Below are 12,959 nucleotides of genomic sequence, written 5' to 3'. Positions count from 1 at the left end.
GGTATAATTTTGCACCAATAACAAAGCTATAAAAGTCACCTTGTTCATCGTATTATATTGTCGATGTTCAAGACCAAGCAATTGTATTGCTCTACATTCTCATTTTTATTTTACTAATTAAGAATCTTTTATGTCCACAAACTCGTTTGATGCCAAGACACTAGCAGCTAGCTTGCGAACTGCCAAACACCAACCGCGAAAACGCTTTGGTCAGAATTTCTTGCATGACAGCAGTATTATTCGCCAGATTGTTGATAGTATCCGTTTGGATCGTAATGACAACTTAATAGAAATTGGTCCTGGTATGGGCGCGTTAACTGAGCCGTTATTGGCAGAAGTGGATGCCATGACTGTGGTCGAGCTCGACCGTGATTTGGCCGATAGTTTACGTATCCGTATTGGCGCAAACAGTCATCCCAATTTTACTATTGTAAAAGAAAACGCGATGAACGTGGATTATCGTGAATTTTATAGCACCGAGCGTGGCAAGTTACGTGTGGTGGGGAACCTGCCTTATAATATCTCAACGCCAATACTGTTTCATCTGCTCAGTTACTCTGATGTCATTCAGGACATGCATTTTATGCTACAAAAAGAAGTGGTCGAGCGCATTACCGCTGATGTGGGTAGCAAAACTTATGGTCGTCTGTCCGTTATCATGCAGTATCATTGTGAGACGGACTATTTACTGACCGTTCCTAAAGGCGCATTTAACCCACCACCAAAGGTAACCAGTGCTGTCTTTCGTTTGACGCCTCATATCGAAAAGCCCATTGTTGCAGAGGATGAGCAATACTTCGCTATCGTAGTACGTGAGACCTTTAACCATCGCCGCAAAACGCTGCGTGCTATTTTCAAAAAATCAACGCTACTGCCGACATTGAGTGAAGACGACTTTGCTGCTTGTGGTATCGATCCACAAGCGCGTCCAGAAACACTGAGCGTTAGCGACTTTGTAGCTTTGAGTAATCAGGCAAAAGTACAGAAGAATAAGACAACCATCGAGGAATTATGAGTTTTCGCCATCAATATGTTATCGGTGACTTGCAAGGCTGCTATGCAGCGTATCAAAAACTACTGCAGACACTTGATTTTGACCCTGCACAAGACAAGTTATGGTTTGCAGGAGACTTAGTAGCACGCGGAGAGGATTCGCTAAGCACTTTGCGTCACGTAAAGGTGCTGTGCGAGCAAGGTGCGGCTGCAACCGTCCTAGGAAATCATGATTTAAACTTGTTGGCCGTATGGCGCGGGGCAGCTAAAATTAAGAAAAAAGACAAAACGGCGCCGATTTTTGCGGCAGAGGATAGAGATGAGCTATTGCAGTGGCTACGACGTCAGCCGATCTTGGCATACCCTGATGAACATACCGTATTGGTACATGCTGGGATACCACCGCATTGGAGCATTGAGTCTGCTGCACAATATGCGCAGCAACTAGAAGCACAATTAAAAGGCAGTTTGAACCAACTTGATCGACTGCTACCGCATTTATATAGTAAAAACGCTGATGATTGGCATGACAATATCAATGGCTTTACCAAGATGCGCGCGATAGCCAATTATTTCACGCGGATGCGGCTGTGCAAACAAGACGGAACACTAGAGTTTAGCTTTACGTCCAGCTTAGATCAGCACATGCCCGATGATTTTATGCCTTGGTTTGAATGGCAAGTACCGCGGACGCGTAAGATATTATTTGGTCATTGGGCAGCTCTAAAGGGTGAAGTGGACTTACCGCATGCTCGCGCGCTCGATGGTGGCTGCGTTTGGGGTAACTCTCTACTGGCTTACCGACTTAGCGATGGTAAAGTCATTAGCTCAAGCGCCCACTGTCCAAGCCCGTAACGAGGACTATAGCTAACCGCTGACCTTGATATATAAGGCTAAATAAGCAGTCTGTTTTAGATGGTCTATTAATAGGTTTAAATAACTGGCTTTGCTAGGGTATAGTCAGGCCAGATTGGCGAGTCACCAATCCTCTCTATTAAGAAGTCGATAAAAACCCTAACTTTTACCGTCAGAACATTCGATTTTGGATAGATGAGCCACAGGCCCGTCTGGTCATCAATCGTGTAGTCGGGTAGGACATGGATCAGCGAGCCGTCAGCCAGTTCGCGGTGAACACTCCATAGTGAGTTCATTGAAATGCCTGCTCCAGCAATGGTTGCGACTTTCTGACTCAAGCCATCGTCAACGATAAGCCGGCTCTCGGTCAGTCGTGGATCGAACTCCTCAGTACTGCCATCATACCCAACAAACTTAATCGGTGACGGCTCTTTGAATACAATGAATTGATGCGTCGCAAGGTCATCTGGTTGCGTGGGCGTGCCCTGCTGTTTCAAATATTCGGGTGAAGCGCAAAGGATTCGCATATCGTTAGCCAATTTTCGCCCTTTTAAGCTGCTATCTGATAGTGTTGAATTGCGCAATGCAAGATCAAAACTGCCTTGGATAAGATCAAACTCCATATCCGTAAGCCGCAGGTCAAGAGTGATACCTGAGTACAACTGTAGGAACTCAGGCAGGATAGGCGCGATGTAGAGCTGGGCAAAGGTGCTTGGAGCCGTGAACCTTAGGGTACCTGTCACAGTTGCATTGCCATGACCTAAAGCTGCGCGTGCAGCATCTTCTTGAGCTAAAATTTCCTTAGCATAAGGCAAAAATTCCGCCCCTTCCAAAGACAAAGCCACCTTGCGCGTGGAACGATGCAAAAGATCCGCACCTAACAACTTCTCTAGTTTTGCTAATTTGGCACTGGCCATAGATGGCGCCATACCCAGTTCCCGACCAGCGGCACTGATATTGAGTTTGTCGGCCGCCAAAACAAATAGACGAACGCTTTCTGTATCCATTAGATTATATCCAAATTACGAATTCTGTAATTCATAATAGCCAGTTTATTTCATTTTTACAAAATATTATACTGATTCTAACAATTAATCTTTAGGAGAAGCCCAATGAAAGCAATGATACTTAATGAATATGGTGACAATGCTAAATTTCAATTAGATGAGCTACCTCAACCTGATGCAAAAGCTGGACATGTAGTAGTGCGAGTGGCTGCAACTAGTGTAAATACAGTTGATACCATGATCCACCACATGGGTAATGATCTACCGTTTTCACCCGATCTGCCGGCAGTACTCGGTATGGACTTTGCAGGCACTATTGAAACTGTTGGTGAGGACGTGACCGACTTTGCTCCAGGCGACGAAGTATATGGCTGCGCTGGAGGACTCGCAGACTTGCAAGGTACGCTGGCAGAATTCATGCTAGCTGATGCCAAATTGATTGCTCAAAAACCAAAAAGCCTGTCAATGCGTGAGGCTGCGGCATTACCATTGGTTGGTATTACTGCCTTTGAAGGTTTGCAGAGAGCGGGTACTGGTGCAGGACATAAGGTACTAGTTCACGGCGGCGCAGGTGGCGTAGGACACGTTGCTGTACAATTGGCCAAACATTTCGGTGCTGACGTCTATTCAACTGTCTCCAATGAAAAGCAGATGGCAGTCATTGAAGGTTATGGTGCCACGGCCATTAATTATAAGACTGAAGACGTGGTAGATTATGTCGAAAAATATACCGACGGTGCGGGTTTTGATATTGTGTTTGATTCTGTTGGCGGGGAAAATCTAACCAAGTCTTTTGAAGCGGCTGTACTGAACGGACAGGTTGTAACGACGGTTTCTATGCTGGAACTGGATTTAACGCCGGTGCATTTTAAAGGCTTATCGTTGCACGTTGTCTTTATGCTTATTCCAATGCTGCAAAACTATAAGCGAGAAGATCATGGCGCTGCTTTAGCGAAATTAGCCAAGATTGTGGATATGGGTGCACTTAAACCATTACTTGATGAAACGCAGTTTGATCTCAAAGAAGTTGGCAAAGCATACGACCGGCTAACCAGTGGACAAGCAATCGGTAAAGTGGTTGTAGAAGTCTGAAGCATTGCTAAAACTGACTTGTCGCTTTAGCACATATTAAGCTGAATAAGTCTTTGACGACTAAACCGCCAAAACAGCCGTATTAACTTGGCAGCTTGGGCGGTTTTTTAGGCTATAGCTATTACAAACTAATCAACCAACAACTAAGTTTTCAACAAACCATTCCCATACCGCGTCTACAGCAGGTCGTGATACTGATGTGCGTTTACGAATAAGGTAGTAATCAGGCTCAACGGTTAGATCTAACTCACTGACTTGTAGCAAACGCCCCGCAGATAAATCCGCTTTTACAAACGCCTGACAAGCAATCGCAATCCCTTGTCCTGCTAAAGCCGCATCTAAAGCCAGCGCGGTTTGGTTAAATACGGCACCTGGCAGCTTATCTGTCGTATTAAGAAAACGTGGCCAATGGTTGTGTGAGTCATGCAGCAGTGGCATTCCTTTTAATTGCTTGAGTGACATAGGAAGCGTGATGTCAGCGACAAAATAAGGGTTAGCAACAGCTACCAGTTTTTGTTTGAACAATAACTGCGTATCAAAAGAGGAAGAAAATGGTGGACGTGTGAGCCGTACCGCTATATCTACCTGATCACGATCAAAATCTGCAATAGATTCAGTAGCGACAGTACGTAAGTCAATATCAGGAACCGCAGTTGTTAGCGCTGAAAGGTTGGGCAGTAACAGCTTAGTGGCAAATGTCGGTGTCACACTCATGGTCACTGTCTTAGGTTCTTTGAGTACTTGAGTGGTGGCCTTTTTTAAAATCTCAAAAGCCCGTGTGACTTCTGCAAAGTAGATTGCGCCTTGAGCAGTAAGAGCCACCCCCTTTGGCAGCCTTTGAAACAGAGCAAACCCCATATGCTCTTCTAATATACGCACCTGCTGAGCGACCGCTCCTTGGGTTACAAAAAGCTCATCAGCAGCCGCACGAAAATTCAAATGACGCCCCGCTGCTTCAAATGCACGTAAGGCATTTAAAGAGGGTAAAATGCGATAAGCGCGTGTCATAGTCATTCCTTAGACAATAGATTTTCTACAGTCTAGCATCTTTTAATATCATGCGAGATACCTGCAGCCATTAGTTATAATAGGTAAATCAATCACTAATGGAGAAAATCATGACTATAGAAAAAGTGGCGCTTATTATGGCAGGTGGCTCAGGAATGGGTGCAGCGGCAGCGCGTAAGCTTGCTCAAGATGGTTATCAAGTGGCTATATTATCGTCCTCAGGTAAAGGAGAAGCACTAGCAAAAGAGCTCGGCGGAGTCGGTGTCACCGGTTCTAACTTGGTAGATGCCGATGTACAGCGCTTAGTTGACTTAGCAATGGAGACATGGGGCCGTATTGATGCGCTGGTAAACTCTGCCGGCCACGGTCCACGTGCGCCTATTTTAGAGATTACCGATGACGATTGGCATCAAGGGATGGAGGTTTATTTTCTCAGTGCGGTGCGTCCGATTCGCCTAGTGACACCAATCATGGTGGCACAAGGTGGCGGCGCTATTGTCAATATTTCCACGACTTGGGCCACAGAGCCGACAGCAACCTTCCCAACCTCGACAGCGTTTCGAGCCAGTCTGGGTGCGTTTACTAAGATTTTCTCTGATGACTACGCGTCACAAGGTGTTCGCATTAATAATGTCTTACCTGGTTGGATTGACAGCTTGCCTGAGGTCGATGAGCGCCGTGAAAATGTTCCGATGGAACGTTACGGTAAAGCCGAGGAAGTTGCTGCAACGATCGCCTTTTTATTATCAGAGGCAGCTGGATATATTACGGGTCAGAGTATACGCGTTGATGGCGGTGTGACGCACTCTGTCTGATAAAGGGTAATGCTATGTTTAGAGCTTATACAGCGCTAGTATTACTCGGTGTGATTTGGGGGTCTAACTTTATTTTTATGAAGTGGGCCACCGCTTTAATCACGCCTTCTCAAACTGTCTTTCTACGAGTGTTGTTTGGATTTATACCTTTAGCGTTAATAGCATGGCGTCATAAAGTCATTACTCGAAAGCAACTTGCGTATTTGCCGCATTTTATCATTATGTCTGTGCTTGCAACCTCCTTCTACTATTATGGGTTTATTGCTGGTACTGCATTGTTACCCAGTAGTATTGCAGGGTTATTTAGTGGCTCGATACCAATATTTACTTTTTTAGGGGCAGCGCTTTTTTTACCAGAGGAGAGACCCACTAAGCAGATGGCGCTGGGAGTTGCCTTAGGGTTTGCAGGTATTGCCTTGAGTGCGCGTCCATGGCAAGGCGGCATGAGTATATCTCTTGCAGGTGTGTTATGGATGCTCGCGGGTTCTTTAAGCGTTGGGGCATCATTTGTTTATGCGCGGCGTTTTCTATCGCATCTAAAACTATCACCATTGGCATTAGCCACATGGCAGATTGGACTCGCGGTGATGACGCTTGCCGTGCTCATTGATTTTGATGGTATAACTCATATAGCGACAGATGCCCAAGCACTGTGGGGCACTGTACTAGGACTTGGTATATTAGGAACGGGCGCCGCTTTTTTAATTTACTACTTTATCATCGAGACTTTAGGCTCTGTGCGTGCCGCTGGTGCGACGTATATTGCACCTATCGTTGCTGTAATAATTGGTGCGATTATAGGAGAGGCTATCACTTATGTAGAAATTATCGCCTTGCTACTTATTCTGGGTGGTGTACTGCTCATTCAGACAGGCAGAAAGTAGGATGAGCCAGCGTGACTTTGAAGGTTTAGGTGGCAAATATCAATGAAGTATCAAGAAAACATTGTTAGACCTCTTATCAGCAGTAATATCAGCAGTTGACCAGGTATAAAGCTCCCAAAACTGCCCTATTAATTAGGCAGTTTGGGCGGTTTTTTAGGTTTCGGCAAGGGCGTTTTTGCATCCCCTGTAGCCTTGTTATCAGCGTTTTTATCATGATTGCTGGTTTTGTTACTATTAACGTCCCCTAGTGTTTTGGTGGTCTTATCATATTGAATATCACTATAGTAAGGCACGCTATTTAGCTCTTCGTCTACTAATCCATCATCAAGGTCGACAACCTTTCTAGTCACGTTCTTATCTACAGCACCCTCCTGTCCATGATCTTGAGACTGATTTTCATAATATATGTCTGTGGTTGTTCGTTCACCTTTTGCGTCAACAGAGACTGAGTTAGGTATGATTTTGACATCAGATAAGCGCCGTATCACATAATTACTGGGTAATGGTTTACCGCCTTTTTGTCCGGCAGTATCATCAAATATCATATGACCTTGACTATCAATACGGGCATACTTCATCGGTTTGTCACGCGGCCAAAAAAAGTCAGATGGATGACTGACAATATGTCCAAAAACAAGCTTGGATAGTCTACGCCACTCAAAAAAGCGGACTTCTTTTGATCGTAAGGCGACTAGAAGTGCCAAGGAAAAACTGACCATTAAGTTGACGATACCGATAAGTGCGACGCCAAGAATAGAGATCAAAACCACATCCCAACTTATCTGAGCCGCTGACATATTGAACAGTCCATGAGCCAAATTGGCAGACGCAAATGCAATATGACGAATATCAATCGGTAAACCAAATAAATAACCAATGGTCGCCGTGCTACCTAAAAATACGCCGAATAAAAAATTGCCCATGATAGCGCCAAGATTGGCCTCTATAAAGCCGCTCAAGCGTCGAAGCCATCTTTTGGGTAATAAACGCTGAAGTAGCCAATGCCTATTAATGCGAGCGCCAATTTTATTGTAAACCGCCAAATTGTCATAGTAGCCTGCAATAAGACCGGATAAAAACAGATATACCCCAGCGATGGCCGCATGAGGCAGTGCTAGCGATCGAAAAGGGTCTAGATCATGAAGTAGGTGCCCCGCTTTTTCGGTATCAATCATCGGCGCACCTGTATATTGTAACCATGCAAAAGAGATGATCAATGCAACAGGAATCGCTAGCATGATATTACCCATGATAGCGATAAACTGGGTGCGCAAGATATCGACTACTAGCTCCGATAACTTCGTCAGCTGGTGTGATTTTTTACCTGAGCCCTCTGATATGGTTGAGGCAATAGCGGCAGCAGTCATCGCTGGCTGCTTAGTTGCCACAGTACCATGAACAATATGAATAAAAACAAAACCTAAGCCATAGATCATGCTGTTTATAAAGGCTCGGCCCATTGGTGCAAGGGCCAAATGATAGGCTAAGATTTTAATAGTAGCCATAAAGGCAATAAAAAACCCACCAATGGACGCTTTTTTGAACATTTTTTGATAACCAGCTTTGTCTGTGCTGATATAGTGCTCACCCACGCGGCTGGCGTTTTCAGTGACTTTACGTGATAACAGCTTAGTATTGTTATCGATTAGGTAGCCGATACTATAACGACGATTGGCAGTGGTAATGAGAGTTTGAATCAGGTTGATTACCGCTTTGTCGCGATTCTGACCGCTATCAGCCACCAGCTCCGTTAAGATACGCATGCGTTGTAAGCTTTGATCAAGTCGTAACATCATATTGGTCAAGCGAATGGAGATACCAGTTTTATAGATGCGTTTGCGTACCGTTGCAACGATATCTTCACATTGCTCAAGCATGACCAGTAGCGGAGCAGGATTGACCGCATGTTCAGGCGTAATGTCCGTTAAAGTGTCAAGCTCATGCGCTTGTCGATACTGATTGACAAACAATACGGCTTCTTGGTTTTGAGCAACAAAAGATGCAGAATAGTTCAAAATCTGCGGATAAGCTTCCATTAAGTCAGGATGCAGACCAATACCGCTAATACGGTAGGATAAAATGACTATCGCATTTAAAATACTGTTTTTGGCGGTCGCTACTAAGTATAAATGCTCTTCTTTAACATTAAGTAGATCAACCAACGCTTCCCATTTGTCTTTTTCGATGTGAGCAAGCCAGCGCTCATCTTGACGTTTATAGAACAGATAACCGACCAATTCAACGACAGAATCATCTTGGGGCAGGAGCGGTAAGAACCGATGACCAAGCAAGCGGCGTAAGCTACTAAAAAACCCCTCATCTGACATGATACCAGTATCAGTATATAGGGAGATTTGACGATATTGGATAATGAGTTTTAGTACAAAGCTTGCAAGACCATCACTATATTCTGGATGCTGACGCAAAATGTCGATAAGGGTTTGGATGTTTTGATTGGCAAGTGCAGGCTCGTTTTCAGTGACCCGTAGCTCATCAATTAAACGCCGAAGTACAGATGGCTCTGGCACGTCACTTAAGGCGGTAATTTGTTGTAAAATGCGTTTTATCTCTGACACAGCGTACTCTTTATCGTTATTGTTCTGTTGGTTGATGTGCTACTGTTTTGACAGTTGTGATAGGGATTATGAGGTACTATTTTTAGCGGTTATACAGAGAGTTTGTATTGATATATTTGTTGAGTGTTAGATACAAATATCGGTGTTAAGTTGATAGCCAATGCAGGTTATTTTAATCGGAAGTGCAAGGTCATGTTTAGTTATTTTGTTAGCAGTTGTTTTAAATATAGTTTTGGCAAAAAAAAGGACAGTAATTATACTGTCCTTTCTCATTAATGAATATATCGATAATTAAATAACTATCAATTCTATAAACTTTGTTTAGCTGGCAGGTACGTTAAAATAGTCTAAATCAAAGTTCATCATCGGATCACTACCAGCTTTGACCATCTGTGCATGGGCATCGATGCGCGGTAAAACGCGACCAACAAAGTAATCAGCAAGCTTGGCTTTATTGGTATAAAACTCGCCATCTTTACCGTTAGACGCTTCAACCATCAAGGCAAACATGTATGAGTAGCATAGGTAGCCGACCGCATGCATGTAATCAACCGCGCAGCCATTAATCTCATTTTTACGAGAGCCAATATTGGTTAATACTGTTTTAGTCAGCTCTTCAACGGTATCAGCAGCATCTAATGTCGCTTGCTTGATGCCATGATCAACTTGCATCGTACTAACATAATCACGGATTTCGCCTAAAAAATGAGCAATATATTTACCATCATTACGAGCGACTTTACGGCCTAACAGATCAAGTGCTTGAATACCGTTTGCACCCTCATAAATCTGGGCGATACGCGTATCACGTACGATTTGCTCCATGCCCCATTCGCGGACATAACCATGACCACCAAAGACTTGCTGGCAATCGATAGTAGCTTCTAATGCTTTATCAGTTAAGAAGGCTTTTGCGATCGGCGTTAGTAAGGCCACACGTGCAGCAGCGGCTTGAGCTGCTTCAGGATCTGTGCTGAATTTTTCAGTATCGAGTTGTTTTGCAACATACATCGCAAAACAGCGTGATGCCTCACTATTGGCTTTAGCATTCAATAGCATACGGCGCACATCGGCATGATGAACGATAGCATCGGCTGGTTTTTCTGGACTTTGTAGTTGAGTATCACTACGACCTTGAGCGCGTTCAAACGCATAAAGCGCTGCATTTTGATAAGCAAGCTCAGTACCGCCAAGTCCTTGCAGACCCATCGTTACGCGCTCATAGTTCATCATAATGAACATTGACGATAAACCAGTATTCTCAGCACCAACCATCCAGCCCTTGGCATCGTCAAAGTTCATGACACAAGTGGCTGAAGCTTTGATACCCATTTTATGCTCGATTGAGCCAGCTGATAAGGTATTACGTTCGCCTAAGCTGCCATCATCATTGACTAAAAATTTTGGTACAACGAATAAAGAGATACCTTTTGAGCCTTCTGGCGCATTTGGGGTTTTAGCCAATACTAGATGAACGATATTCTCAGTTAAGTCGTGTTCACCGCCAGTGATAAAGATTTTGGTACCAGAGATATTATAGCTACCGTCGTCATTTGGTATGGCTTTGGTTTTGATAATACCTAAATCAGTACCTGCATGCGGTTCGGTTAAACACATAGTACCTGACCATTCACCTGAATACATTTTTTCTAAATATGTCTGCTTTTGCTCTTCTGAGCCCGCCGCGTTAAGACACAAGGTTGCACCAACTGTTAGGTTGGGGTAGAGCGTAAATGACTGGTTGGTGGTAAAAAGCATCTCTTCGGTAAGCATAGTAACCATTTTTGGAAAACCTTGGCCACCGTACTCAGGATTACCGCCAAGTCCGACCCAACCTGACTCAGCATATTGCTGATAAGCTTCTTTAAAGCCTTTAGGGGTAGTGACGACGCCATCACCATGATAAGTCGCGCCTTCTTCGTCGCCAGTACGATTGATAGGCAACAGAACGTTTTTACTTAATTTGGCCATTTCTTCTAAAATCATATCGACTGTTTCCATGTCGACATGAGATAAGTTGTCATTGTTTTGCCAAAACTCAGGCGCCTTAAAGACATCGGTTAATATAAAACGCATGTCAGTTAGAGGGGCATTATAAACAGCCATAAACATTCCTTTGGTTTAAGATTAATAAAGTTATATACATATTTGCTTATATTTATCATGATGTTCTTTAACCGTCATGGCAAATAATGCAATGGTTTTTATTAAGTTAGAGTCTGAGATAGTCAGTAAAGTTTAGCAAATTAGTGGCTAAGCTTGTGTATCTCTTAGTGAATAGTGCGTACACCAAAAGTTGACTACTGCTATTGTAGTGCTCAACTAAGAAGTTGCTACGTTATGTGAAGCTTCTCGACTGGTATTAATTTTCTTTCCTGCTGTGTCTACACTGACAAAGGCTACAAAAAGTTCATACCAGTCTGGTGCAATGTTTGTATATTAAACCAATTATAATTATTGATTAAAGAAAAACCGCAGCATCTCTTTTGATGCATCTGGTCCTTTAGGGTCAGTGTAAGACCCGGCGCTATTGCCGCCCGCCCAGCTATGCCCAGCACCGTGGATTTTCCAATATTCTAACTGGCTAACTCCTTTACTGTCACGAATCTCTAACTGAGTACTACGACAGTTTTGCTCAGAACATTGCTTATGTTGGTGAGTGGTTAAACCAGTTTCTTGCGCTTGTAAGCGCTGCTTTGCTTGCTCAAAGACCTGCTCGCCATTACGAATACTTACCGTATGATCCTGATCACCATGAAACACAATCATTGGAACGAATTTATTATTACTTGCAGGTTTTAAAGGAGCAGAACCGCCTTGTCGCATCGTCATCATTGCAGACGGCAAATCGGTGGCACTGCGATAAGCCAACCCTGAATGAACGCCAACTGCAGCATACATCTTAGGATAGTTCTCTGCCATAATCACAGCCATTGCAGCGCCTGCAGATAGCCCTGCAATATACACCCGTGATGAGTCCACTGCGTAATCCTCAATAATGGATGTAGTCAAGGCTGCAAGCCATGCAGGCTCGCCTTTACCTTGTTGTTGATCAGAAGGTTTAAACCAGTTCCAACAGCGATTGGGGTTAGCAGAAGCTGGCTGAGAAGGGTAGACGATCAGGCAACGATGCTTTTCTGCCAATTCATTCATACGTGTACCTACTGCAAAATCTTCTGGTGATTGCGTACAGCCGTGGAGCATGACTATTAAAGGTAAGCGTAGGCCGTCTTCCACCGCTTGCGCATAGTTTGAGGGAATATATAGCCGGTAGTCGTGACTGCCTTGAGACGACTTCAGGTTGCCTTTGAGAAACTGTGCATTGTCAGGAATGAACGGCTCACTATGTGTACTGACCCCAGTACGTAAGGCACTTATATCCATAACTGATGGCAAGTCCAGCTTAAAATGCTTCATTTTATCTGTAAAATCTTGCAATTTATCAGGCAGCTTACTAAATAGCTCATCAGTGCCTGTTGGCTTGTCTGTCGGGGACGTGCGATCTTGTGACATTGGCACATCAGATGTTACATCAGGCGCCACATCCTTGATAGGCGTCACATCTTTAATAGGGTTTTTGTCGGTATGGCTGGCTGGTGCTGCCCCACTTAAGTTCTTTTGAATGGCAATGGTGGCTTCTTTTAGCTGACCAGATTTCATAAGTTCCATTGCTTCTTTGAGATGCGGCGGTGTCATATTAAATTTTGAAAAATTCATTGGCTATTTTCC

General features: G+C 44.0%; 10 protein-coding genes. 5 read left to right on the top strand and 5 right to left on the bottom strand.

What is annotated here, in order from left to right:
- Positions 1-130 precede the first annotated feature (130 nt).
- Positions 131-1,015, top strand: a complete 885-nt coding sequence (gene rsmA, locus ACS8FC_RS06870; protein ID WP_439296264.1) for a 16S rRNA (adenine(1518)-N(6)/adenine(1519)-N(6))-dimethyltransferase RsmA — start codon at positions 131-133, stop codon at positions 1,013-1,015.
- Complete coding sequence (locus tag ACS8FC_RS06865; protein ID WP_439296263.1) at positions 1,012-1,848, top strand: symmetrical bis(5'-nucleosyl)-tetraphosphatase; 837 nt, start codon at positions 1,012-1,014, stop codon at positions 1,846-1,848. The genes rsmA and ACS8FC_RS06865 overlap by 4 nt, the downstream gene beginning before the upstream one ends.
- Before the next feature lie 77 nt (positions 1,849-1,925).
- Here the strand turns inward: ACS8FC_RS06865 and ACS8FC_RS06860 are convergent, their stop codons facing one another.
- A complete protein-coding gene (locus ACS8FC_RS06860; protein WP_439296262.1) occupies positions 1,926-2,855 on the bottom strand; it encodes a LysR family transcriptional regulator in 930 nt (309 codons plus the stop codon).
- A 105-nt stretch (positions 2,856-2,960) separates the two neighbouring features.
- Between ACS8FC_RS06860 and ACS8FC_RS06855 the strand changes: the two genes are divergently transcribed.
- Entirely contained in the window at positions 2,961-3,947 is a 987-nt protein-coding gene (locus tag ACS8FC_RS06855) for a zinc-dependent alcohol dehydrogenase family protein (RefSeq protein WP_439261522.1), read from the top strand.
- Positions 3,948-4,079: 132 nt separating this feature from the next.
- On the opposite strand, the gene ACS8FC_RS06850 is transcribed toward ACS8FC_RS06855, so the two are convergent.
- Complete coding sequence (locus ACS8FC_RS06850; protein ID WP_439296261.1) at positions 4,080-4,955, bottom strand: LysR substrate-binding domain-containing protein; 876 nt, start codon at positions 4,953-4,955, stop codon at positions 4,080-4,082.
- 110 nt (positions 4,956-5,065) lie between these two features.
- Between ACS8FC_RS06850 and ACS8FC_RS06845 the strand changes: the two genes are divergently transcribed.
- Together ACS8FC_RS06845 and ACS8FC_RS06840 are read left to right on the top strand one after the other, a co-directional pair.
- Complete coding sequence (locus ACS8FC_RS06845; protein WP_439296260.1) at positions 5,066-5,770, top strand: SDR family oxidoreductase; 705 nt, start codon at positions 5,066-5,068, stop codon at positions 5,768-5,770.
- A gap of 14 nt (positions 5,771-5,784) precedes the next feature.
- Complete coding sequence (locus ACS8FC_RS06840) at positions 5,785-6,654, top strand: DMT family transporter (RefSeq protein ID WP_439296259.1); 870 nt, start codon at positions 5,785-5,787, stop codon at positions 6,652-6,654.
- A 128-nt stretch (positions 6,655-6,782) separates the two neighbouring features.
- On the opposite strand, the gene ACS8FC_RS06835 is transcribed toward ACS8FC_RS06840, so the two are convergent.
- The 3 genes from ACS8FC_RS06835 to ACS8FC_RS06825 form a co-directional block, all read right to left on the bottom strand.
- On the bottom strand, positions 6,783-9,230 hold the full coding sequence (locus ACS8FC_RS06835) for a site-specific recombinase (RefSeq protein WP_439296258.1): 2,448 nt from the start codon (positions 9,228-9,230) through the stop codon (positions 6,783-6,785).
- Between the two features lie 321 nt (positions 9,231-9,551).
- Entirely contained in the window at positions 9,552-11,336 is a 1,785-nt protein-coding gene (locus ACS8FC_RS06830) for an acyl-CoA dehydrogenase C-terminal domain-containing protein (protein WP_439261517.1), read from the bottom strand.
- A 348-nt stretch (positions 11,337-11,684) separates the two neighbouring features.
- Positions 11,685-12,947 carry an extracellular catalytic domain type 1 short-chain-length polyhydroxyalkanoate depolymerase gene (locus tag ACS8FC_RS06825; protein WP_439261516.1) on the bottom strand — a complete coding sequence of 421 codons (1,263 nt, stop codon included), beginning with the start codon at positions 12,945-12,947 and terminating at the stop codon, positions 11,685-11,687.
- Positions 12,948-12,959: the final 12 nt, after the last annotated feature.

The sequence above is a fragment of the Psychrobacter sp. 1Y4 genome, assembly GCF_051847555.1.
The sequence above is the reverse complement of the archived record's forward strand: the minus strand, read 5'-3'. Positions and strand labels throughout refer to the sequence as shown.

Coding starts and splice junctions, on each gene's coding strand:
- rsmA (WP_439296264.1), top strand. CDS start 131: ATGTCCACAAACTCGTTTGATGCCAAGACACTAGCAGCTAGCTTGCGA.
- ACS8FC_RS06865 (WP_439296263.1), top strand. CDS start 1,012: ATGAGTTTTCGCCATCAATATGTTATCGGTGACTTGCAAGGCTGCTAT.
- ACS8FC_RS06860 (WP_439296262.1), bottom strand. CDS start 2,855: ATGGATACAGAAAGCGTTCGTCTATTTGTTTTGGCGGCCGACAAACTC.
- ACS8FC_RS06855 (WP_439261522.1), top strand. CDS start 2,961: ATGAAAGCAATGATACTTAATGAATATGGTGACAATGCTAAATTTCAA.
- ACS8FC_RS06850 (WP_439296261.1), bottom strand. CDS start 4,955: ATGACACGCGCTTATCGCATTTTACCCTCTTTAAATGCCTTACGTGCA.
- ACS8FC_RS06845 (WP_439296260.1), top strand. CDS start 5,066: ATGACTATAGAAAAAGTGGCGCTTATTATGGCAGGTGGCTCAGGAATG.
- ACS8FC_RS06840 (WP_439296259.1), top strand. CDS start 5,785: ATGTTTAGAGCTTATACAGCGCTAGTATTACTCGGTGTGATTTGGGGG.
- ACS8FC_RS06830 (WP_439261517.1), bottom strand. CDS start 11,336: ATGGCTGTTTATAATGCCCCTCTAACTGACATGCGTTTTATATTAACC.
- ACS8FC_RS06825 (WP_439261516.1), bottom strand. CDS start 12,947: ATGAATTTTTCAAAATTTAATATGACACCGCCGCATCTCAAAGAAGCA.